Source organism: Nonomuraea wenchangensis (assembly GCF_900111685.1).
In the GTDB taxonomy this organism is placed as follows: Bacteria; Actinomycetota; Actinomycetes; order Streptosporangiales; family Streptosporangiaceae; genus Nonomuraea; species Nonomuraea wenchangensis.
The window spans coordinates 547,816-570,308 of record NZ_FOHX01000001.1; the positions used below are offsets into that span (position 1 = coordinate 547,816).

A 22,493-nucleotide genomic window follows, 5' to 3' on the forward strand; every position below is an offset into this window, starting at 1 on the left:
GGGTGAGGTCTCACCTCAACGGGTAAAACCTTTAATTCGTAATCTAGGCGCGACCAAGGCGGCGCAAAAGCAGAGCGGACGGAACCGGTCTGGCTCCCATCCGCCTCACCGATTCGGCCACCTCACGGTCGGAGGACACGACCGCGATGGCCCGTCCCGGCGGCTCGACCCGGACGAGCTGCCGGATGAGATCGTCGGCGATCTCCCCGGGGTCGCTGAAGAGCACCCGCACCCCGCGCGGCGCCACGACCTGGACGGGGGCGTTGAGCTCGGCCCCGTCGAAGACGACGGTCATCTCGACCCGGGTCTGCGCGGCCAGCCCGCCGAGGTTGGTCATCAGCCGGTTGCGCTGGTCGGCCAGGGTGAGCGTGCCGTAGCCGGTCTTGGTGACGTTGTAGCCGTCGATGATGAGGTGGATCTGCGGGATCGCGAGGAGCTGGTCGAGCAGTTGCGGGTCGTCGTCGGCCAGCGCCCGCGCGGGCACGCCGCGCACGCCCGGCCGCTCGCCGGGGTGAGCCGCGACCGAGTCGGCGGGCCGGCTGATGGTCGCCGGCAGGCCGAGCTCCCTGCGCAGCCCGGCCGAGGCGTCCTGCAGGGCGTCGAGCAGCACCCGGATGCGGGCGTCCTCCAGGCTGCGGCCCTCGCGGGCGGCCCGGCGCGAGGCTTCCAGCTGCTTCTCGACGTCGGCCAGCCGCTCGCGCAGCCGCCGCAGCTCCGACTCGCCGGCGTTGCCCGCGGCCACGGCGGCCGTACGGGCCTCTTCGGCCACGCGCTCCATCTCCTCGGTCCGCGCGAGCGCGGCCTTGGCCCGCTCGCGGGCGTCGTGGAGCTTGCGCCGCAGGTCGGAGTTCTCGGAGCGGGCAAGCTTGAGCTGCTCGCGCAGCCGGTCGGACTCCTCCTTGGCGGCGCTCTTCTGCGCGGCGAGCTGCTCGCGCAGCCGGGAGACCACCTCCTCGCGCTCGGAGCCCTCGGCCGCCGCGGCGGACTGCTGGAGGTCGCTCCTGGCGAGCTCGATCATCTCCTCCCAGCCGGGCGGCCGGGTGAGGTAGGCGGCCGCGGCCACCAGCACGGGGTCGGCCGCGGGCGGGACGTGGCCGTCGGCCAGCGAGGCGACCAGCTCGGGCCAGCCGGCGGCCACCGACTCGGCGACCAGTTCGCGGAACTTCTTGTCGTTCTCCAGTTGCGCGGCGATGGGCGCACTGCCCAGCTTGGCTCTTTTGCGCGCCTCGAACTTGGCGATGCCACGCAACGGCGGCGGGACGGAGACAGCGGGCAGCGTCCCGAGAACCGTGGCCGCCAGGTCCACGACGTTGAGGCGCACCTGCTCGGGGAGCGGGCGAGACAAGCCTTCACCCGCTGAACTCATCCCACTTGTCCCTTCGTGACATGCCCTTTCAGACAAGGGTACGGCTGCCGCGTACCTGACCGTAACGGCCGCCTGTGTATGGACGAGCGCTTGGTCGGGGGTGTACGACAGGTGAACGGCAGGTGTTCACCCGGGAGGCCGACCGTGACGGAGCAGATGCGTACCTCCACCCGTGACCTGGAGGAACTTCGCGAGCAGGTGACCGCGTGGCTGCGCGGCAAGGTCGGCGGGGACGCCTCAGTGTCGGAGCTGGACCGTCCCACCGACAACGGCATGTCGAGCGAGACCCTGTTCTTCACCGCGACCTGGGACGGACGCCCGACCCGCTGCGTGGCACGGCTGGCACCTGCGGGAGAAGCGGTTCCGGTCTTTCCCGAGTACGATCTGCGGTCGCAGTTCGAGATCATGCGTTTGGCCAGGGAAAAAGCTGGGATCCCAGCGCCCAGGACTCTCTGGTTCGAGCCGGACCCGGCGCCGCTCGGCACCCCGTTCTTCGTCATGGAGCGCGCCGAGGGGCTGGTGCCGCCGGACGTGCTGCCGTACACGCTCGGCGGCTGGCTGTGCGAGGCGGCCCCCGAGGACCAGCGCAGGCTGCAGGAGGCCAGCGTGGGCGTCGTGGCCGCGCTGCACCGGACCCCGTTCACCCCGGACGAACTTGCCGCTTTCGGACCGCCGGGCCTGCGCGCGCACGTGGACGCGCAATACGCCTACTACCGGTGGGCACACGGCAAGCGTCCCATCCCGCTGCTGGAGCGGGCCTTCGACTGGCTGGAGGCGCACTGGCCGGAGCGGCCCGGCCCGGACGTGCTGCTCTGGGGCGACGCCCGCATCGGCAACCTGATGTTCCGGGACTTCGAGCCGGTCGCGGTGCTCGACTGGGAGATGGCCGCGGTGGGGCCGCGCGAGCTGGACCTCTCCTGGATGATCTTCCTGCACCGCTTCTTCCAGGACCTCACCGTCGCCTTGGGACTGCCCGGCATGCCGGGCTTCATGCGCGCCGAGGACGTCTGCCGCACCTACCGCGAGCTGACCGGCCACGAGCCGCGCGACATGGGCTTCTACGAGATGTACGCGGCCCTGCGCCACGGCATCATCATGGCCAGGGTCTGGCAGCGCAGGATCCACTTCGGCGAGCAGCCCGACCCGGAGGACCCCGACGACCTCGTCCTGCACCGGGCGACGATCGAGCAACTCCTCACCACCTGACCCACCCGCCGCTCGGGTCAGCCCGCGGCGTCGTAGACCAGCAGGGCCACCTGGACCCGGTTGTTGAGTGCCAGCTTGGTGAGGATGCGCGAGACGTGCGCCTTGACCGTGGGCACGCTCATGTAGAGCTCGCGCGCGATCTCGGCGTTGGAGCGGCCCCGCCCGACGGCCACCGCGACCTCCCGTTCGCGCTCGCTCAGCCGGGCGAGCAGCTGGCGGGCCCGTGCGGTGCGCTCCCCCGCGCCGCCGTCGGAGACGTGCGTGATGAGCTGCCGCGTCACGGCGGGCGACAGGATCGGCTCGCCCGCCGCGACCTTCCTGATCGCCTGCACCAGGTCGGCGGGGGCGATGTCCTTGAGCAGGAACCCGGCCGCCCCGGCCCGCAACGCCCGCAGCACCTGCGCGTCGGCGTGGAACGTGGTCAGCACCACCACCTCGGGCGGCGCCGCCGTCGCCCGCAGCGCCTCGGTGGCGGTGAGACCGTCCACCGCAGGCATGCGGATGTCCATGAGGACCACGTCCGGCCGGTGCTCGGCGACCAGCGGCGGCACCTCCGCCCCGTCGGCGGCCTCGCCCACGATGGCGATGTCGCCGGCGCCGCCCAGGATCATCGACAGGCCGGCGCGTACCATCGCGTCGTCGTCGACCACGAGCACCTTGATCACGGCCTCTCCCCCACTTGCGCTTCCATCTCCCCTGTCACTTGCGCCCCTGTCAATTGCGCCGCCTCTTCCGGCCATGGCAGCCGGGCGCGCACCACGAACTCCCCCTCCGGCGTCGGGCCGTGCTCCAGCCGTCCGCCGGCCAGTTCCGCCCGTTCGGCCAGCCCGATGAGCCCCGCGCCCGCGCCCGGGATGCGGGGAAGATGGCGAGGGCCGAGCGGGTTGCGGACCTCCGCCGACAGCTCCGCGCCCGGGGCGCCGGCCACGGTCACGGTGACCGGCTGGCCGGCGGCGTGCTTGCGCGCGTTGGTGAGCGCTTCCTGCACGATGCGGTAGACGTTGCGGCCAAGCCCGTCAGGCGCGTTGCCCGCCCGCTGCTCCAGCCGGACGTCCATGCCGGCCTGGCGGCACTCCTCGACCAGCGACGGCAGGTCGGCGAGCGTGGGCTGCGGCCGGTCGGGCACCTGGTCGTCGCCACCTTCTGAGCCGGTGTGGCGCAGCACGCCGATCACCTGGCGCAGGTCCTGGAGGGCGAGGTGGGCGTTGGCCCGGATCGCCCCGGCCGCGCGGGCGATGTCGGCGGCGGGCGCGTCCGGCCGGAACTCCAGCGCGCCGGCGTGCAGGCTGAGCATGGAGATGCGGTGGGCGAGCACGTCGTGCATCTCCCTGGCGATGCGCTCGCGTTCGAGCCGTTTGGCCTCCTCGGCGGCGCTCGCCGCGCGCTCGCGCAGCGACCAGATGAGCTGGCGCCTGGCCCGCACCACGATGCCCCAGGCGTAGACGGTCAGCAGCAGGGCCGCCACCACGATGCCCCACTCCAGCGGCGTCATGTCGTCCTGCGGCCTGATCAGCAGGTAGGGCGGGATCGTCACGAGATGGAGCAGCGCGACCGGCCCAGAGATCTTGAACGGCCGGTGCACCGCCACGGTGAACAGCGCCACCAGCCCCGCACCGCCGGCCATCTCCAGGAAGGTCGAGGCCACCACCATGACCAGCGCGAGCGCCACCGGCCAGCGGCGGCGCAGCCACACCGACACGCACGACAGCGCGCCCACGACCTGCTCGGTCAGCAGGAGCGGCTCCGGCTCGTCCTGCACCTCGGACAGGGTGAGCAGCGTGATGCCGCAGGCGACCAGGAAGACCGTGACGTCCACGATCCAGTCGCGGGTGGAGCGGCGCACCGGCCGGCCCTCGCCGCCGTCGCCGAGCAGCACCGAGGGCAGCACCCATCGGTATTCGGGCACCGGCCCGTCGTCCGCCCGCACGTCGCTCACGTTCTCCGAGGCTAAGCCCTGCCGGGGTCGCGCCGATAGCGACCAAAGTCGATGCCGGGCGAGACCTGCGGACGATGCGGGCCGGGCGACCGGCGGGCGAGCCTTGGTCCCGTGAGAACGGTGCTGACGGTGCTCGGCTGGCTGCTGCTCCTGCAGGGCGTGGCCGGCCTGGGCAACTCGCTGCTCGGCCTGTGGCCGTGGACCGAGCGGCTGCTCGTGGCCAACCATCTGGGGTTCCTGCGGGGGCACGAGGTGTTCGCGGCCATCGTGATCGGCGTGCTCGGCTTCGTGCTGCTCGCCGTCGCGGACACGGTGTCACGTACGCGGAGGGAGGAGGACGGGTGACAGGAACGTCGATGCGGCCGCCGCGCAACCGGGCCGATCCACGCGCGGTCAGGTGGTGGACGGCGCAGTGGCTGATCCTCATGGTGCCGGTGGCCGCGGCGGCGGTCTGGGCTTACTGGACGTTCACCGACCGGCCGATGTGGCTGGGGGTGGTGGTGGCGGCGTTCGGGGCGGGCTGCCTGGCGCTGGCGGTCGGCGCACCACGGGCCTACTACCAGGTCGAGCGGTGGGAGGTCACCGACGACGCGGTCTACACGCGCAAGGGATGGCTGACGCACACCTGGCAGGTGGCGCCCATGTCACGCATCCAGCGGATCGACACCGCACGGGGGCCGGTGCAGCGATTGTTCGGGCTGGCGGACGTGACGGTGACCACGGCCTCGTCGGCGGGCGCGATCACCATCGCGGCTCTCGACCACCAGCTCGCCGCCGACCTGGCCGAACGCCTGACGGCCCGCACCCAGGCCACTCCAGGGGACGCGACATGACCGCCCCGGACAAACCCGGTGGACAGCCGCCCCCTGGACACTCCGTGCAGGCGACTGCCGGGCGCTCAGCGGAGGAAGGCGGCTGGCGGGCGCCGGCCGGGCGGTCGGTCGTGGCGTCGGCGGTCAAGTCGCTGGCGCTTGTGGCGGCCGCCGTGATCGGGCTGGTGCGCCTGTTCACCGGCGCCGGCTGGCCGACCTGGGGACTGGTGACGGCGTGCGCGGCGGCGGCGGTGCTCATCGTGGGGGGCGTGGCGGCGTACGACGTGGCCAGGCTCAGGTCCACGCGCTGGCGGCTGACCGGCGAGCGGCTGGAGCTGCGGTCCGGCATCACGGTGCGCCGGGCCCGCGCGGTTCCGCGCGACCGGGTGCGGAGCGTGGACCTGCGGGCCGACCCGGTGCTGCGGCTGCTCGGGCTGACCGTGGTCAAGGTCGGCACCGGCGAGCGCGCGGCCGACGGCGACGAGCTGACGCTGGACCCGCTGACCAGGCACGACGCCGAGACGCTGCGCCGCACGCTGCTGCGCGGCGCGGCGGCGGACGAGCAGTCCGGCGAGCGGGTGGACCGCGACGCGCCGCTGGCCGAGTTGCGGTGGTCGTGGGTCCGGTACGCGCCGCTGACGGTGTGGACCTTCGCCGGGGCGGCGGTGGTGCTGGGCGTGGCCTACAAGGCGGCGGAGCGGCTGGGGCTGGAGGACCTGGCCGAACAGGCGGCCGGGCCGGTGTGGGACTGGGTGACCGGTCATCCGCTGCCCGCCGTCGTGCTGCTGCTCACCGTCAACGTCGCCGTGGGGGCGCTCGGGGCCGTGGCGCAGTTCGCCGAGTCGTGGGGGCGCTACCGGCTCGACCGCGAGCCGGGACGGCTCCGGCTGCGGCGCGGCCTGCTCACCGCCCGCTCGCTGACGCTGGAGGAGCGGCGGCTGCGCGGCGTGGAGGTCAGGGAACCGCTGCTGCTCCGGCTGGGCGGCGGGGCGCGCGTCAAGGCGATCGCCACCGGCCTCGGCAAGGCCGGCGACGGCGAGACCGAGGACGTCGGCGCGCTCGCCCCGCCGCTTCCCCGCCCTCTGGCCTGGCGCCTCGCCGACGCCATCGCGACAGGCGACGCCAGGACCGACCTAGGAGCCGGGCTGGTACGTCACCCGCCCGCGGCACGGCGGCGGCGGGTCGTGCGCGCGGTCGTGCTCGTGGCGGTGCTCACGGCCATGACAGGGGTGGTGTCCTGGTCGGTGCCGTGGCCATGGCCCTGGATGGGGCCCTGGATGGGGGCCTGGGTGTGGGCGGTGCCGGCGGTGGCGGCGCCGGTGGCTTGGTGGGGCGCCGTGACGGGGGCACGGAGCCTCGGGCACGCCCTCGCCGGACGGCATCTGGTGACCCGCCAAGGAGCGATGATCCGCCGTACGGTCGCGCTGGAGCGGGCGGGCATCTCGGGCTGGACGATCACCGAGTCGTTCTTCCAGCGGCGGGCCGGCCTGGTGACGGTGTCGGCCACCACCGCGGCGGGTGACGGTCACTACGAGGTCCTGGACGTGGGCCGTGGCGACGGGCTGGAGCTGGCCGCGCGGGCGGCCCCGGGCCTGCTGGAGCCGTTCCTGGTCAGGCCGGCGAACGGACCTGACGTGAGCCTGCACTGAGGCTTCCGGGCAGACCCTCCCCACGGGCGGCACACGGGGAAAAGGGAGAGCCGCGTGACCTCGTTGTCTTGTCCATGCCCCTGTGTTGGACAAATCAGGTCCCGCGGCTCAAGTGCTTGCAGACATAACGGTATTTGGCCCACTTGCAACCGAGTTGCAGCCGTATTAACCGTTGACGGAGATCACTGGTCAAGAGATGATCCGCGGGTGGCGCCAGGACCCGCGCTCGCCTGCCGCGCACTGAGCTGCCAGGCCGGCGGGCGCACGATCATCGAGGATCTGACCCTGGAGTTCGAGCCCGGCGAGCGCGTGGCGCTCATGGGTCCGTCAGGCTCCGGGAAGACGACGCTGCTCACCACCCTGGCCGGGCTGCTGCCGCCCGCCGCGGGCCGGGTGCTGGCCGGCGGCGTGCCCCTGGACGAGCAGCCGGAGCTGCGGGCCGGGCTGGCGCTGGTCTTCCAGTCGTACGGGCTGCTGAGCCTGCTCACGGCGGCCGAGAACGTCGAGGTCGCGCTGCGGGCGGCGGGCCGGTCCCCGCGCGAGGCGATGCGGCTGGCGGCGGAGGCGCTGGACCGGCTGGGGGTCGCGCGGTTCGCCGACCACCTGGTCGAGGAGCTGTCCGGAGGCCAGCAGCAGCGGGTGGCGGTGGCGCGGGCGCTGGCGCTGCGGCCCCGGGTGCTGCTGGCCGACGAGCCCACGGCCGAGCAGGACGCCACGCACCGCGCCCTCGTCCTGGACGAGCTGCTCGCGGTCGCGGCGCGGGGCACCACGCTGGTGCTGGCCACCCACGACCCGGAGGTGGCCGAGCGCTGCGACCGGGTGGTCGAGCTGCGGGCGCCGGCCGCCTCCCGGCGGGCGAGGAGGGGCGGGTGAGCCTCGTCAGGTGCGACGGCGTCGTACAGATCTTCCGGGCGCAGGACGTCGAGGTCGTCGCGCTCCGGGACGTGGACCTGACCATCGGCGCGGGCGAGACGGTCGCGCTGCTCGGGCCGTCCGGCGCGGGCAAGTCGACCCTGCTGTGGCTGCTGGCCGGGCTGCTGCGGCCGAGCGCGGGCCGCCTGTGGCTGGACGGCGCGGACCTCGGCCGGCTCGACCAGCGCAGGCTTGACCGGCTGCGGGCCACGCACATCGGCATGGTGCTGCAGAACCCGGCGCGCAACCTCATCGGCCACCTGTCCGCCGCCCAGAACATCGCCTTCGCCCAGCGCGCCGTCCGCAGGGACCGGCGGCGGGCGCGCGAGCTGCTGGCCCGGGTCGGCTTGGCGGACGCGGCCGACCGCCCGGCGGGCCGGATGTCGGGCGGCGAGCAGCAGCGCCTCGCCCTCGCCGTGGCGCTGGCCAACGCCCCCAAACTGCTGCTCGCCGACGAGCCCACCAGCCAGCTCGACGAGGAGTCCGGGCGGAGGGTGATCGAGCTCGTCAGGGACGCCGCCGGTGACGGCACGACCGCCGTCGTGGTCACCCATGATCCGGCCGTGGGCGAGGCGCTGGACCGTACGGTGACGATCAGGGACGGCCGGGTCGGGGCGGAGGGCCGGCGCGGCGAGGACTTCGTGGTCGTCGGCAGGGAGGGCGCCGTGCAGGTGCCGCCCGAGTACCACCATCTGCTGCCGCCCGGCTCCATGGCCAGGATCGAGGAGCTGGAGGACGGCATCGCGCTGCGGAGGGCCGAACCGTGATCCTGCGCGGCCTCTGGGAACGCCGTACGCTCTCGCTGGTCGTGCTGCTCATCGCGATCGTGCCGATCGCCTCGGCGGCCGTCGGGCCGATCTACGCCGCCGCCGCCCGCACCACCATCGCCAGGGAGGCCCTCGCGGCGGCCCCGGTCGAGGGCCGCGGCTGGCGCTACACCACCACCGAGGGCGACATCGAGGCCAAGGTGGCGGCGTTCACGGCGGGCGCGGACTTCACCACCGCGCCGAGCTACGGCATGGAGCTGAGCAGCGGCCGGCGTGACGACGAGCGGGCGTTCTCGCTGGTGTGGCAGGACGGGCAGTGCGCGCACCTGACGCTCGCCGAGGGCCGCTGCCCGCGCGCCGGCGGCGAGGTGATGGCGAGCCAGACGACCGGGTTCGCGGTGGGCGAGACCGTCGAGCTGACGACGGTCATGAAGAGCGGCCCCGGCTCCACGGGGCGCGAGTCCGCGCCGCTCACCGTGGTCGGGCTCTACCGGCCCGGCTCGGCGGCCGACCCGTTCTGGTTCGGCCGGACGCTGTTCTCCCCCACCGGCGAGCCGAGCGCGAACAAGGCGGACGCCCTGTTCACGGTGCCGCAGACCCGGCTCGACACGTACATCGTCAGCTCCGGCGTCTCCATCGGCTCCGCCGACACCTCGGGCGGCTGGACCGACTACGCGGTCATCGGCATCGATCCCGCCCGCCTCGACGGCGCCGACCTGGACCGGCTGAGCGCCATGCAGGCCGCGGCCGAGGCGGCGGGCCGCGACAGCCAGGTCATCGTCTTCTCCCGGCTGGCCGACACGCTCAAGGTCATGACCGCCAACGCCGACGCGCTCGGCGTCCCGACGCTCCTGGTGATCGCCCAGCTCGTCGGGCTCGGGTGGATGCTGCTCTTCCAGACCGTCGGCGATCTCGTACGCGCCCGCGGACCGGAGATCGCGCTGGCCCGGCTGCGCGGCCTGCGCCGGACGCGGGTGTGGCTGTTCGCGCTGGCCGAGCCGCTGCTGCTGCTGGCCGCTGCGGTGCCGCTCGGGCTGCTCGCCGGGCACGTCGCCGCGGGCGCGATGATCGGCGCGCTGCTGCCGCCCGGCATCCCCGTGGCCTTCCCGCCCACGGCCGCGCTGGCCGGGGTGGCGGCCATGCTGGGCGGGCTGCTGGCCGCCGGGCCGGTCGCCTGGCGGGTGGCCACCCGGCCGGTCACCGAGGAGTGGCGGCGCACTCCGCGCCGCTCGGCGCGCGGCTGGGTACTGGACGCCGTCGTCCTGGCGATCACCGCGCTGGGGCTGGTCGAGCTGCTGGCCGCCGGCGTGCTCACCGACGTGTCGGGACGCGGTTCGAGCGCGATGGCGGTGCCGGGGCTGATCGCGCTCGGCGTGGCGCTGCTGGCCGGGCGGGCGCTGCCGGTGCTCACCCGGCGGCTGTTCGCGGTGACCCGCAGGCGGGGCGGGCTCGGGCCGTTCCTGGCGCTGCGGCAGGTGGCGCGGGGGCCGGTCACGGCGGGCAGCGTGGTGGTGCTGGGGGCGGCGTTCGGGCTGGCCACGTTCGCGGTGTCGGCGTGGAGCGCCACGTCGGGCGACTACGCGGAGACGGCCAGGTTCCACAACGGGGCGGCCACCGCGATCACCGTGCGGCCGGTCGAGCCGCGCAAGCTGATCGCCGCCGTGGCCGCCGCCGACCCCGGCGGCCGGACCGCCGCGCCCGTGATCATGGTGCCGGGGCCGCCGCAGCTGGTCGCCGCCGACCCGGCGCGGCTGGCCGCGATCGGCGCGGCCTGGCGTCCCGCGCTGGCCGGGGGCACGTCGCTGGAGCAGGCCGCCGCCGCGGTGCAGGGGCCGCGGTCGCCGCGCGTGTGGGTGCGCGGCGACCGGTTCCGCGTACGGCTCCAGCACGACCTGCCGCCGGAGGGCTGGCGGATCCGGATGTCGGCGGTGTTCCGCGTGCCGGGCACGCTGCGGGCCGCCCGGCTCCCGCTCGGCGAGCTGTCCGGCACGTCCGGGACGCACATGTGGAACCTGCCTCCCGCCTGCGCGCGTGAGGCGTGCGAGCTGCGCGCCCTGCGCGGGGAGCCGGTGCCGCCGCCCGAGTACAGGGAGCCCGCGTTCGTCCAGGTGACCGTCGCCGGGCTGGCCGTGCGCGAGCAGGGCCGCTGGCGGTCGCTGGAGCTGCCGTCGTGGCGGGTGGACGAGGACCCGGACGCGCGCGACGGCACGTTCGCCGTCACCTACGCCGGCAATCAGACGCTGCGCCCGGACACGTACGCGCCGGAGCCGGCCGCCGTCGTCGTCGGACCCGTCGGCAGGAAGGCGGTGCCGGGCCTGGACAACAGCTACGCCATGCCGGTGCGCGCCGCCGTCGCCTCGGCCGCCGGGCCCGGTCTGACCGACGCGGGCGTCCTCATGGATCTGGAGCAGGCCGACCGGATCGCGTACGGGGTGCACGAGAAGGCCGTCCACCAGGTGTGGACCCGGCTGTCCGACACCGCCGGGCTGGAACGCGAGCTGGAACGCCAGGGGCTGTCGGTGGTGTCGCGGCGGACCGTGACGGAGCTGACCGCGTCCTTCACCGGGCAGGGGCCGGGGCTGGCGCTGTTGCTGCTGCTGGCCTCCGCGCTCGCCGCCGCCGCGCTCGCGCTCGGGCGGACCGTGCTCGCCCTGCACACGGCGGCCAGGAGACGCGGCTACGAGCTGGCCGCGCTGGAGGCGGCGGGCGCCCGGGTGGCCGCGCTGCGGATCGCGCTGCTGCTGGAACAGGTGATCACGGTGGCCGCGGGCACGCTCGCCGGGCTGGCGGCCGGGCTGCTCGCGGCCTGGGCGGCGCTCGGCCGGATCCCGCAGTTCGCCGCGGCGCCGGTGACGCCGCCGCTGCCGCACCAGGTGGCGGTGGCGCCCGTCGCGCTCGTCGTGGGCGCCGCCCTGCTGCTCAGCCTGGTGGCCGCGGCGGTGGTGGCGGAGCTGCTGCTGCGCGGCGTGAAGGTCGAACGCCTGCGCGACGCCCCCGCCTGACCGCCGCCTCAGCTCCCGACCGGCCGCCTGGTCATCTCCTCCATGAACGCCCTGGCCATCGGCAGCGCCCCGCCCATGGCCTCCTTCTCGGACATGAACCGGACCTTCGGCGAGTTCGTCGCCGCGTCCTTCGGCCGCTGGTGGCCCGAGTAGTCGACGCGCACGACCACCGCGCCCTTGCGCATGAGCACCGAGCCGCTGGAGGCCGCCACGTCGCTGTGCCTGGTCTGCACGAACTGCTGGTACGCCTGGTCGCCCAGGTCGTCACGGTCGACCAGTTTGCCCCAGGTGATGCCGCCCAGCGACGAGCCCGCCATGTTCTTGTCGCCGCCGCGCTGGGTGGCGTAGTAGGACTTGGCGCCGCTCACGTCGGCCTGGCCGGTACGGTCGCTGAACCGGTGAACGGTGATCAGCACGCTGCGGATCTTCTTCGTGTCCGCGCCGTCGCCCGGCAGGTCGAGGTTGAGCCAGCGGCACTCGGTCTGGCTGTCGCCGCCCTCCTCCAGGCCGCGCGCCCGCGTCGTGGGGCTCGGCACCAGCTCGGTCGCCTTCGCGCCGACGGCCGTGCAGAACGCGGGGAACGCGGCCAGCACGGTCGGCGAGGCCGACGCCTTCGGGCTGGGCGAGGAGGTGACGGCGGGCTGGTCGGCCTTGGCCAGCACGTTCGGGTTCTTCGCCTGCCAGGCCGCCACGCCCTTGGCGAAGTACGCGACCAGGCCGCTCACCTCGCGCAGCGCGTTCGCCTCGGTGATCGACTGCCGGGTCTCGCTCGACAGGATCTGGGCGTCCTTCTTCTGCTGGTCGGCCTGGAACTTGACCTTGATCGTGAAGTCGCCGACGCGGGCGTTCGCGGTGCCGAACGAGTACCACAGCAGCTTGTCGCGCCGCCATGTGTACTGGGCGAACGCGCCTTCGCCCACGCCCGGGATGTCCTTGAGCGGGGAGATGTACTCCTTCTCGTCGGGGTCCAGGGACGGCTTGGCGGTGGCGGCGTACTTGCCGCCGCGGTACTCCACCTCGTAGGCGTTCTGGGCCAGGGCGCGGCCGGTCTTGGCGCCCTCGCCGCGATACTGGGCGATCTTGACGTCGATCTCCCTGCTGCGCCAGTACTCGCCGAACGAGATGCGGCGGTTGACCCAGTTGCAGCCGAAGTCGACGGTGAACTCGCCGTCCCGGGAGGACTTGGCGACGGTCGCGCCGGGCACCAGGCGTTCGGCCTCCTCCTTGGGGAGCATGCCGCACACGTCCGGGCCCTTCGCACCCGAGGCGGGGGCGGCCGAGGAGGACGCCGCCGGCCGGCCATCGGCCTCCCGCGAGCCCGCGGGGTCGTCGCGGGAGGTGAGCACGAACACGCCCACGCCCCCTGCCGCCACCAGCACCACCACGCCGGCGGCCAACGCAGGCATCAGCCACCCGCGGCGCCCTGGCGGACCGGGCGCCGACGGGGCCTGCGGCAACGTGGGCGCCGTGGGCGGCATCTGAGGAGGGGGCGGCCCGTAGTACGGCGGGCCCTGCGGCGGCGGCCCCTGGGGAGGCGCGCCCTGAGCGGGCCCCTGAAACGGGACCTGAGGAGGGCCATAGGAGGACGGGCCCTGAGGAGACGGGTCCGTGGGCGAGGCGTAGGGCGGACCATGAGGCGGGCCGTAGGACGGGCCCGGGGAAGGGGCGTAAGGGCCTTGAGGTGAGCTGTAAGGGGCTTGCGGCGGCATGCCGGGCGGAGGTGGGCCCGGATGGCCGCTCCCGCCGGCCGGGTGCGGCGGCATGCCTGGTGCTCCGGCCCCTGGGCTCATCGGCGGCCCGCCCTGCCAACCGTACGGCCCGCCCTGAGGAACATAGGGCACGTCCCCACCGCCGTGCGACCCGTAGCCGGGCGGCGGGCTGTAGCCGTCCCTGGGCCCGGGCTGGTCGCCGGGGTCGCCGCCGTCCTGCCCCTGCCCCGGGTACGGGGTCGTCGGCGGCTCGTACGCGCTTCCGGGGTTCACTGGGACTCCTGGGGTCGCCCTGACTTGCGGGAGAACATGCTAGTCACACCCCTTGCACGATGCTGCGACGTTTGTCACGGCGCGGGTCATCTGTTCAGGGCCGCGGCCACCAGTCGCGCCGCGGCGACAGCCGTCTCCTTGTCCGCCGCTCTCGACGCCGGGACGTCGTCACGGTGCCACACCACTTCGCCGAGCAGGTTACTCGTCCGGAAGAGCAGCACGCTGTCGGATCGGCCGCTTTTGTTGGTGTTGATGTAGAAGGTGAAGCTGTTCTGGAGGATGGCGGACTCCGCGATCCCCGGCACCTCGGACACCCCGCCGCGCACGTCGCGCCCCTCCTGGCCCTTGCCCGCTGCCCGGGTGGCCTTCTCGCTGGCGAAGCGCCGCTGCGCCACCTGCGGCCCGCCGAGGTCGCCGTCCGGCTTCTCCGCCCAGGCGCGGACGGTGAGCGTGCGCCCCGGCCCCTCGCGCACGATCCACTGGCACTCCCCCGGCCGGCTCGCGTTGCGCACCGGCGTGACCTTCATGAGCTCCTCGGCCTGGGCGTCGCTGAGCAGCGTGCACGGGTCGGGCGCGGCGGCGTACCGGCCGGTGTCGGGCTGAGGGCGGAGGGCGGAGACGGCGTACCAGCCGCCGGCGCCCAGCAGCACGACGGCGGCGGCGAGCGCGGCGGGCAGCAGCCACCGGGGGCGGCCACGCGGCTCGGGGGCGGCCCCGGCCAGGGCGGTGAGCTCCTGCCTGATCTGCGGCGCGGTGGGCCGGGCCGCGGGGTTCTTGGCGAGCATGGCCATGAGCAGGCCGCCGAGCCGCCGCCCCGCCCTGGCCGGGAACGGCGGCTCGTGCAGCAGCACCGCCGCCGCCACCGCGGCGGGCAGGTCGCGCTCGAACGGCGCCCGCCCCTCCACCGCCGTGTAGAGGCTCGCGCCGAGCGACCACAGGTCGGAGGCGGGGCCGGAGGGCTGCTCGTTGAGTCGTTCGGGCGCCATGTAGCCGGGCGAGCCCGCGCTGCCCGCCAGGCCGCCCGGGCCGCCCATGGGGGCCGCGATGCCGAAGTCGGTGAGCATGGCCGAGCCGTCCGCGTCGAGCAGGATGTTGCCCGGCTTGACGTCCTGGTGCAGCAGGCCGTGGGCGTGCGCGACCTCCAGCGCCGACAGCACCCGCAGCCCGATCCCGGCCACGGCGCCGGGCGGCAGCGGGCCCCGCTCCTTGACGAGCTGGTCGAGCGAGCGGCCGGTGACCAGGTCCATGATGATCCACGGCTGGTGGCCCTCCAGCACGACGTCGTGCACGACCACGATCGCCGGGTCGCGCAGCCGGCCGGCGGAGCGGGCCTCGTGGATGGCTCGTCCGGTGAACTGCGCCCGCTCGTGCGGGGTGAGGCCCTCGGGGACGCGCACCTGCTTGACGGCGACCTGGCGGTCGAGCATCTCGTCGATGGCCCGCCACACGGTGCCCGCGCCGCCCTGGCCGAGCCGCTCGATCAGCCGGTAGCGGCCGGCCAGCAGATAGAGGTCATGCGGCATGGCGCAACGCCTGCTCGCTCGCCCGCGCGGCCTTCAGCGCCGCCTGCCGGACGTCCTCGTCCGTGGGCCGGTCGGACAGGGTGGAGTACTCGACGCTGACGACGAGGTTGGCCAGCCGGTAGTAGACGTGCGCGGAGTGCACCCGGCCGGTGGGCCCCTTCAGCTCGAAGCCGAACGCCTCCTCGCCGACGCCGCCGATCTGCCGCACCGGCGTCAGCGTGGCCTTCCTGGAGGTCTTGACGCCGATCTCCGGCCAGGTCCAGTCGACGCTGGTGTACTTGCCCCAGTAACGCTTCTGGTTCTGGAACAGCGTGCGGGCCGTGGCCGGGGTCATCGACCACGGGTCGACGGTGTCGGAGTCCTTCTGCACCTGCAGGCCCACGCCGGTGCCGGAGATCGGCCAGCCGCACTTGGGGCCGACCTCGTCGGAGCCGGGCTGCGGCTTGGGCGGGGCGGAGGTGAGCAGCAGCCGGCCCACCTCCTCCGAGGCGAGCAGCGTGCACACGTCCATGGGGGCGGTGAACGCCGCCGGCACGCCGTCGCCGCCGCTCAGGCCGCGTACGGCGAGGAAGCCGCCGGCGGCCAGCACGGCCGCGAGCGCCACCCCCGCCGCCACCCACACCACGGTACGGCCGCGCCTGGCGACCCGGCCGGGCACAGTGATGTCGGAGGCGGCGGACAGCTCGGGGAGGGGGCGGCCGGCGGCGACCTGGCGCAGCGCGGGCCCGGCCGCCCGCGGATCGGGGCGGGCGGCCGGGTGGTGCGCCATCATGGCGGCGATCAGCGGCCCGAGCGGGCCCGGCGCGACCGGCGGCGGCGCCAGCAGCGTGGCCTGCACCCGCTGGGCGGCCGATCCCTCGTAGGCGGGCACGCCGGTGACCGCGACGTAGAGGGTGGCGCCGAGTGACCACAGGTCGCTGGCCGGGCCGCCGGGCTGGCCCTCCAGCCGTTCGGGGGCGATGAAGCCGGGCGAGCCGATCATCAGGCCCTGCTCGGTGAGGGTGGCCTGGCCCTCCTGGCGGGCGATGCCGAAGTCGGTGAGCACGACCCGGCCGCTCTCGGTCAGGAACACGTTGCCCGGCTTGACGTCGCGGTGCTGCATGCCCTGGGCGTGCGCGGCCGTCAGCGCCTCCAGCACGTCGGCGCCGACACGGGCGGCGTGATCGGCGGGCATGGGCCCGAACTGGCGGACGGTGTCGCCGAGCGTGCGGCCCCGCAGCAGCTCCATGACCAGCCACGGCCGGTCGTTCTCGACCACCACGTCGTGCAGGGCGACGATGCCGGGGTGCCGGAGCCGCGCGGTGGCCTGCGCCTCGCGCACCGCGCGCTTGACCGAGTCGGCCCGCTCCTTGGGAGCCATGCCCTCGGGCAGTGTGAGCTCCTTGACCGCGACCTCGCGGTCGAGCATCTCGTCCCTGGCCAGCCACACCTTCCCCATGCCGCCCGCGCCCAGCGGGCGCAGCAGGAGGTAGCGGCCGGCGAGTCTTCCCGCCGACATAAAGGGAAGGGTAACGAACGACCAAGAGGGATGGTTATTCCATCCTGTCGGTCGGTCTCTCTATGGTCTTGGTTCGTGGAAGCGGTTCAAGGCACCCTCGACGAGCTCGGCACCCAACTCAGCGAGGTCACGTTCGTCGTGTTCGACCTGGAGACGACCGGCGGCTCGCCCGCCGAGGACGCGATCACCGAGATCGGCGCGGTCAAGGTGCGGGCGGGCGAGGTGCTGGGCGAGTTCTCCACGCTGGTCGATCCCGGGGGGCCGATCCCGCCGTTCATCTCGGTGCTGACCGGCATCACCGACGCCATGGTGGTGGCCGCGCCGCGCATCGAGGCGGTGCTGCCGAGTTTCCTGGAGTTCATCCGGGGGTCGGTGCTGGTGGCGCACAACGCGAGCTTCGACACGCGGTTCGTCAAGGCCGCCTGCGCCGCCCACGGCTACCCTCCGCCCGCCAACCCGGTGCTCGACACCGTCGATCTGGCCCGCCGGGTGCTCACCCGCGACGAGACGCCCAACGCCAAGCTGGCGACGCTGGCCCGCTTCTTCCGCAGCCCGGTCGAGCCGTGCCACCGGGCGCTGCAGGACGCGCGGGCCACGGTCGACGTGCTGCACGGGCTCATCGAGCGGGCGGGATCGTTCCAGGTGCACACGCTGGAGGAGCTCAAGTCGTTCGTCCGCGCGCCCACGCCCGAGCAGCAGCGCAAGCGCCACCTGGCCGACTCCGTGCCGCACGCGCCGGGCGTCTACCTCTTCGAGGACGAGCGGGGCGAGGTGCTCTACATCGGCAAGAGCACCAACCTGCGCAACCGCGTGCGCTCCTACTTCACCGCGAGCGAGACCCGGCCGCGCATCAGGGAGATGATCGGCATCGCCGATCGCGTCAGGCACATCGTCTGCGCGACCGCGCTGGAGGCCGAGGTCAGGGAGTTGCGCCTGATCGGCGGCGCCAAGCCCCGCTACAACCGGCGCTCCCGCTTCCCCGAGAAGATGGTGTGGCTCAAGCTCACGGACGAGCCGTTCCCCCGGCTGTCGATCGTGCGCGAGCTCAAGGACGACGCGGCCACCTACCTCGGGCCGTTCACCAGCGCCCGGCAGGCCGACGACGCGCGCATCGCGCTGCACGAGGCGGTGCCGCTGCGCCAGTGCACGCAGGCGCTCGGGCCGCGCACCCGCCGCGCGGCCTGCGTGCTGCACGAGATGGGCCGCTGCGGAGCGCCGTGCGAGGGCAGGGAGAGTCCGGAGGACTACGCCGCGCACGCCGAGGCCGCCCGCCGCGCCATGACCCTCGACGCGACGCCGGTCTTCGCGGCCGTCGCGGCGCGCATGGAGCGGCTGTCGGTCGAGCAGCGCTACGAGGAGGCGTCGGTCGACCGCGACCGGCTGGCCTCGTTCGTCCGCACGGCGGCCCGCATGCAGCGGCTCAGCGCCCTCACCCGCATCCCGCAGCTCGTGGCCGCCAGCCCGGCCTTCGGCGGCGGCTGGGACGTCCACGTCGTCCGCTACGGGCGGCTGGCCGGGGCGGGGGTGCTGGCCAAGGGGGCGCATCCCACGCCGTTCGTGGCCTCGCTCACGGCCTCGGCGGAGGTCGTCCTGCCGGGGCCCGGCCCCGTGCACGCGGCGAGCGCCGAGGAGACCGAGTGCATCCTGCGCTGGCTGGAGTCGCCGGGGGTGCGGCTGGTGGAGGTGGACGGCGAGTGGAGCCTGCCCGCGCGGGGGGCCGCCCGGCACAAGGCCCGCATCGACCTCGCCTACCGGCACCTCGATCAGGGCCGCGGGCGGGAGGGGCGGCCTTTGCGGTGAACCGATAGAGTTGATGCATGGTCACGGCTATCGTCCACATCAATGCCGAGGTAGACCGGATCACGGAGGTCGCCGAGACGATCGCCGAGATCGACGGGGTCAGCGAGGTCTACTCCATCACCGGCGAATACGACCTGCTCGCCATGGTCCGGGTCCCGGTCTACGAGCAGATCGCCGAGGTCGTCCCCGGGCACATCAACAAGGTCGAGGGCGTGCTGAACACCGAGACGCACATCGCCTTCCGCGCCTACTCCAAGCACGACCTCGACGCCGCGTTCTCCATCGGCTTCCCCGAGGCCGACTAGTCCCTTTCTCCTGACGCGCCGCCCGGACCAGGACCACCGTCCCCGGGCGGCTTGTCGCATGCCCGCGTTCAGGCTTCGCACCTGTCGAAAACCGGCGGGCCCGGACGACCAGTGGTCGTCCGGGCCCGCGCGGTGTGGCGATGCGTCCGTGGAGCGGTCAGTGCGTGAGGCTGCGGTCGTCGTCCCCACCGGAGCCGATGGCGGCGTGCTCGTCCTCGCCGTGGCCGTGGCCCTCGTCCAGCGGGATCTTCTCCCCGCCGTACGCACGGGACATCCGCGCCCGCAGCTTGCCGAGCGGTCCGCGCATGCCCTTCGGCGGGATGCCGGCGGCGTCCTCCCGCACCGGGTGCATCAGCACCGGCTGCTTGCCACGCATGTGGGCCTCGATGTCGTCCGCCGGCGGCGTGTGGACCTCGATGAACTCACCGTGCGGCAGGCGCTTGATGACACCCGACTCCACGCCGTGCGAGATGACCGCGGCGTCGGAACGCTGCAGGCCCAGGCAGACGCGGTAGGTGATCAGGTAGGCCAGCGCCGGGCCCACGAAGATCAGCACCCGGCCGATGTAGGTCGTCCAGTTGAGGCTGATGTGGAAGTTCGCCGCGATCTCGTCGTTCGCGCCGAGCAGCCACAGCAGGCCGTAGAACGTGATCCCCGACATGCCGATCGAGGTGCGGTGCGGGTTGTTGCGCGGGCGGTCGGCGACGTGGTGCTCGCGCCTGTCGCCGGTCACCCACTGTTCGAGGAACGGGTAGAGCGCGAGGCCCGTCATGACGATGCCGAGCGGTACCAGCGCCGGGATGATGACGCTCAGCGGCAGCGTGCCGGCGTGGGCGGTGCCGAAGAGGTTCCACTCCCATGGCGGCATGATGCGCAGGGAGCCCTCCAGGAAGCCCATGTACCAGTCGGGCTGCGATCCCGCCGAGATGTCGGCCGGTGTGTAGGGGCCGAACAGCCAGATCGGGTTGATCTGCGCGACCGTCGCCAGACCCGCGATCACACCCAGCGTGAACAGGAAGTACGCGCCTGCCTTGGCCATGAAGGCCGGGTAGAACGGCGCGCCGACCACGTTGGTGTTGGTGCGGCTCTTGCCCGGCATCTGCGTGTGCTTCTGCACCCACATGAGCACCATGTGGGCCGAGATCAGCGCCAGCAGGATGCCCGGGATGAGCAGGATGTGCAGCGAGTAGAAGCGCGGGATGATGTCCGTGCCCGGATATTCGCCGCCGAACAGGAAGAACGTGATGTACGTGCCGACCAGCGGCAGCGAGATCGCCACGCCCTCCGTGATGCGCAGACCGGCGCCGGACAGCAGGTCGTCGGGCAGCGAGTAGCCGGTCAGGCCCTCGACCAGGGCCAGCGACAGCAGCAGCACGCCGATCAGCCAGTTGATCTCACGCGGCTTGCGGTAGGCGCCCGTGAAGAACACCCGCAGCATGTGGACCGTCATGCCGGCCACGAAGAGCAGGGCCGCCCAGTGGTGCATCTGCCGCATGAGCAGTCCACCACGGACCTCGAAGCTGATCTCCAGCGCCGAGGCGTAGGCCTCCGACATCATGACGCCCTTGAGCGGCGCGTAGGGGCCGTTGTAGACGACCTCCGTCATGCTGGGGTTGAACCACAGCGTCAGGAACGTGCCGGTCAGCAGCAGGATGACGAAGGAGTAGAGCGCGATCTCGCCCAGCAGGAACGACCAGTGGTCAGGGAAGATCTTGCGAAGGTTGCGCTTGAGGAAGTTGGCGCCGCCCAGCCGGTCGTCCAGCCAGGTCGACGGTCCCGCGACACCCTTCGGCACCGTGTTCAGTTCGCCGCTCACGCCTGGCCTCCCTTCATTCTGGCCTCGGCCTCGGCGTCGCCGCGTTCCCAGTAGCTCGGGCCGACCGGCACGTCGAAGTCACCCTTGGCGATCAGGTAGCCCTGGTCGTCCACGGTGATCGGCAGCTGCGGCAGCGGCCGCGCGGCCGGGCCGAAGATGACCTTGGCGCCGTCGGCGGCGTCGAACGTCGACTGGTGGCACGGGCAGAGGATGTGATGCGTGTTCTGCTCGTAGAGCGCTGCCGGGCAGCCCACGTGCGTGCAGATCTTGGAGTAGGCCACGATGCCGTCGTGGATCCAGTTCTGGTTGACCCCGCCCTTGATCTCCTCGGGACGGAACTTGATCAGGATCAGCGTGGCCTTGGCCAGGGCGTTGAGGTCGTGCTCGTAGCCCTCGGGGACGACCGACAGGATGCCGCCGGGCGAGTTGAAGTCGGCGGCCCTGATGGGCTGGCCGGTGCCCTCGACGACGAGCCTGAGCGGCTTGCCCTCCTTGGTCTTCTCGCCCCAGACCGTGTGGCGCAGCAGCTTGTTGAACTTCGCGCCCGGCATGTTGCTGTTGTCCAGGTCGCGCAGCAGCACCAGCGGCACCAGGCCCAGCGGGGCCGCGGCCAGCAGCAGGGTGCGGCGCAGCAGCTTGCGCTTGACGAAGCCGCTCTCGTTGGCGCCCTGCACGAAGGTGTCGGCGACGACCTCGCGGTCGGGCTCGTCGGAGGCCATCTCGTGGCGCTCCTGGATGAGCGAGTACTTGGGCATGATCATCCGGACCCAGACGACGATGCCGATGGCCAGGCCCAGGACGGCGACGGTGAGCGAGCCGCCCAGCGCCAGGTTGGAGACCCCCGTCGAATCGGGCGTGCCCACCTGGAACACCACGTAGGAGATGATGAACGCGATGGCCGCGAGGAAGGTGATCGTGAAGCAGAGCGCCACGATCTTCTCCGCCTTGCGGGCCTTCGCCTCGTCCTGCAGCGTCACGCCGGGGACGTCCTGGCCGGCGGCCTCGGCCGCCTCCGCCTGGCCGAGCATCGGGGTGCCCGGTGCGGGAGTGCCGATCACGCGCTTGGGGACGCGCTCGTCCGGCTGCTCGATCTCGTGCTCGTTGTCAGTCATGACTTCTGTCGCTTCTTCGCGGTGATCCAGATGGCGGCGAGTACGAGGGCGACCATGCCCACGACCCACGCGACGATGCCTTCGGTCACGGGGCCGATGCGCCCGAGACCGAAGCCTCCCGGGTCCTTCTGCTCACGGACCTGGACGATGTAGGCGATCATGTCACGCTTTTCCTGCGGCGTGATCGTCGTGTCGTTGAAGACGGGCATCGCCTGGGGGCCGGTGACCATCGCCTCGTAGATCTGCGTCGGGGACGACGCGTTGAGGTTGGGGGCGTACTTGCCCTGCGTCAGCGCGCCGCCCGAACCCGCCCAGTTGTGGCACTGGATGCAGTTGGCGCGGAACAGCTCGCCACCGCGGCCGGCGTCACCGAGCTTGGGGTCGACCTGCTCGGCGCCGGGCACCTGCGGGCCACCGCCGAGCGACTGCACGTACGCCGAGACCTGACGGATGGCGTTCTCGTCGACCCAGCGCGCCAGGGGCTTGCGCGGGGCCTGGGGGCCGGGGTTGGCCGCGGGCATGCGGCCGGTGCTCATCTGGAAGTCGACCGCCGCGGCGCCGACGCCGACGATCGAGGGGGCGGTGTTGGTGCCCTCCGCGTTGAGCCCGTGGCAGCTCGCGCAATGCGCGACGAACAGGCTCTTGCCCTCTGCCACGTCGTCGACCTTGCCTGCCGCCATCGCCGCGTCGGCAGGCTTACCCGCCTGGACAAAGGCGGCGTATACCATCCCGACCAGCGCCAACGCCAAAATCAGGACGGCGTATCTCGCGAGGGGATGCCGCCGCCAAGCGGTGATCCTAATCACT

General features: G+C 73.2%; 18 protein-coding genes. 9 read left to right on the plus strand and 9 right to left on the minus strand.

Annotated elements, in window-relative coordinates:
- Positions 1 to 43 precede the first annotated feature (43 nt).
- A complete protein-coding gene (locus BMW85_RS02655) occupies positions 44 to 1,345 on the minus strand; it encodes an NYN domain-containing protein (RefSeq protein ID WP_245774572.1) in 1,302 nt (433 codons plus the stop codon).
- Between the two features lie 165 nt (positions 1,346 to 1,510).
- Between BMW85_RS02655 and BMW85_RS02660 the strand changes: the two genes are divergently transcribed.
- Complete coding sequence (locus BMW85_RS02660) at positions 1,511 to 2,572, plus strand: phosphotransferase family protein (RefSeq protein WP_091076323.1); 1,062 nt, start codon at positions 1,511 to 1,513, stop codon at positions 2,570 to 2,572.
- Between the two features lie 17 nt (positions 2,573 to 2,589).
- On the opposite strand, the gene BMW85_RS02665 is transcribed toward BMW85_RS02660, so the two are convergent.
- Entirely contained in the window at positions 2,590 to 3,237 is a 648-nt protein-coding gene (locus tag BMW85_RS02665) for a response regulator (protein WP_091076325.1), read from the minus strand.
- Positions 3,234 to 4,508, minus strand: a complete 1,275-nt coding sequence (locus BMW85_RS02670; RefSeq protein ID WP_091076328.1) for a sensor histidine kinase — start codon at positions 4,506 to 4,508, stop codon at positions 3,234 to 3,236. The genes BMW85_RS02665 and BMW85_RS02670 overlap by 4 nt, the downstream gene beginning before the upstream one ends.
- A 111-nt stretch (positions 4,509 to 4,619) precedes the next feature.
- Between BMW85_RS02670 and BMW85_RS02675 the strand changes: the two genes are divergently transcribed.
- The 6 genes from BMW85_RS02675 (at position 4,620) to BMW85_RS02700 (ending at position 11,650) form a co-directional block, all read left to right on the plus strand.
- The gene (locus BMW85_RS02675) at positions 4,620 to 4,853 is read left to right on the plus strand and encodes a hypothetical protein (RefSeq protein ID WP_218155628.1); all 234 of its coding nucleotides are present in this window, start codon (positions 4,620 to 4,622) and stop codon (positions 4,851 to 4,853) included.
- Positions 4,850 to 5,341 (plus strand): PH domain-containing protein, encoded by a 492-nt coding sequence (locus tag BMW85_RS02680; RefSeq protein WP_245774573.1) that lies wholly within the window; start codon positions 4,850 to 4,852, stop codon positions 5,339 to 5,341. The genes BMW85_RS02675 and BMW85_RS02680 overlap by 4 nt, the downstream gene beginning before the upstream one ends.
- Positions 5,342 to 5,385: 44 nt before the next feature.
- Entirely contained in the window at positions 5,386 to 6,969 is a 1,584-nt protein-coding gene (locus BMW85_RS02685; RefSeq protein WP_177240458.1) for a PH domain-containing protein, read from the plus strand.
- A 207-nt stretch (positions 6,970 to 7,176) separates the two neighbouring features.
- Positions 7,177 to 7,842: an ATP-binding cassette domain-containing protein gene (locus BMW85_RS02690; RefSeq protein ID WP_218155629.1), complete on the plus strand. Its 666-nt coding sequence runs from the start codon at positions 7,177 to 7,179 to the stop codon at positions 7,840 to 7,842.
- Complete coding sequence (locus BMW85_RS02695; protein WP_091076338.1) at positions 7,839 to 8,648, plus strand: ABC transporter ATP-binding protein; 810 nt, start codon at positions 7,839 to 7,841, stop codon at positions 8,646 to 8,648. The genes BMW85_RS02690 and BMW85_RS02695 overlap by 4 nt, the downstream gene beginning before the upstream one ends.
- The gene (locus BMW85_RS02700) at positions 8,645 to 11,650 is read left to right on the plus strand and encodes an FtsX-like permease family protein (RefSeq protein WP_091076340.1); all 3,006 of its coding nucleotides are present in this window, start codon (positions 8,645 to 8,647) and stop codon (positions 11,648 to 11,650) included. The genes BMW85_RS02695 and BMW85_RS02700 overlap by 4 nt, the downstream gene beginning before the upstream one ends.
- Before the next feature lie 8 nt (positions 11,651 to 11,658).
- Here the strand turns inward: BMW85_RS02700 and BMW85_RS02705 are convergent, their stop codons facing one another.
- The 3 genes from BMW85_RS02705 to BMW85_RS02715 form a co-directional block, all read right to left on the minus strand.
- Positions 11,659 to 13,056: a hypothetical protein gene (locus BMW85_RS02705; RefSeq protein WP_143082070.1), complete on the minus strand. Its 1,398-nt coding sequence runs from the start codon at positions 13,054 to 13,056 to the stop codon at positions 11,659 to 11,661.
- Between the two features lie 662 nt (positions 13,057 to 13,718).
- The gene (locus BMW85_RS49195) at positions 13,719 to 15,155 is read right to left on the minus strand and encodes a serine/threonine-protein kinase (protein WP_091076345.1); all 1,437 of its coding nucleotides are present in this window, start codon (positions 15,153 to 15,155) and stop codon (positions 13,719 to 13,721) included.
- Entirely contained in the window at positions 15,145 to 16,653 is a 1,509-nt protein-coding gene (locus BMW85_RS02715) for a serine/threonine-protein kinase (protein ID WP_091076346.1), read from the minus strand. The genes BMW85_RS49195 and BMW85_RS02715 overlap by 11 nt, the downstream gene beginning before the upstream one ends.
- A 30-nt stretch (positions 16,654 to 16,683) precedes the next feature.
- Here BMW85_RS02715 and BMW85_RS02720 point away from each other — a divergent pair, with 30 nt between their 5' ends.
- Both BMW85_RS02720 and BMW85_RS02725 read left to right on the plus strand, forming a co-directional pair.
- Entirely contained in the window at positions 16,684 to 18,453 is a 1,770-nt protein-coding gene (locus BMW85_RS02720) for a DEDD exonuclease domain-containing protein (protein ID WP_218155630.1), read from the plus strand.
- A gap of 17 nt (positions 18,454 to 18,470) precedes the next feature.
- Positions 18,471 to 18,758 carry an Lrp/AsnC family transcriptional regulator gene (locus tag BMW85_RS02725; RefSeq protein ID WP_091076351.1) on the plus strand — a complete coding sequence of 96 codons (288 nt, stop codon included), beginning with the start codon at positions 18,471 to 18,473 and terminating at the stop codon, positions 18,756 to 18,758.
- Positions 18,759 to 18,915: 157 nt separating this feature from the next.
- Here the strand turns inward: BMW85_RS02725 and qcrB are convergent, their stop codons facing one another.
- The 3 genes from qcrB to qcrC are packed head-to-tail and all read right to left on the minus strand — an operon-like array spanning position 18,916 to position 22,492.
- Positions 18,916 to 20,574, minus strand: a complete 1,659-nt coding sequence (gene qcrB / locus BMW85_RS02730) for a cytochrome bc1 complex cytochrome b subunit (protein ID WP_091076354.1) — start codon at positions 20,572 to 20,574, stop codon at positions 18,916 to 18,918.
- Positions 20,571 to 21,686 (minus strand): cytochrome bc1 complex Rieske iron-sulfur subunit, encoded by a 1,116-nt coding sequence (qcrA, locus tag BMW85_RS02735; protein ID WP_091076356.1) that lies wholly within the window; start codon positions 21,684 to 21,686, stop codon positions 20,571 to 20,573. The genes qcrB and qcrA overlap by 4 nt, the downstream gene beginning before the upstream one ends.
- Positions 21,683 to 22,492 (minus strand): cytochrome bc1 complex diheme cytochrome c subunit, encoded by an 810-nt coding sequence (gene qcrC / locus BMW85_RS02740; protein ID WP_091076358.1) that lies wholly within the window; start codon positions 22,490 to 22,492, stop codon positions 21,683 to 21,685. The genes qcrA and qcrC overlap by 4 nt, the downstream gene beginning before the upstream one ends.
- Between the last annotated feature and the right edge of the window lies 1 nt (position 22,493).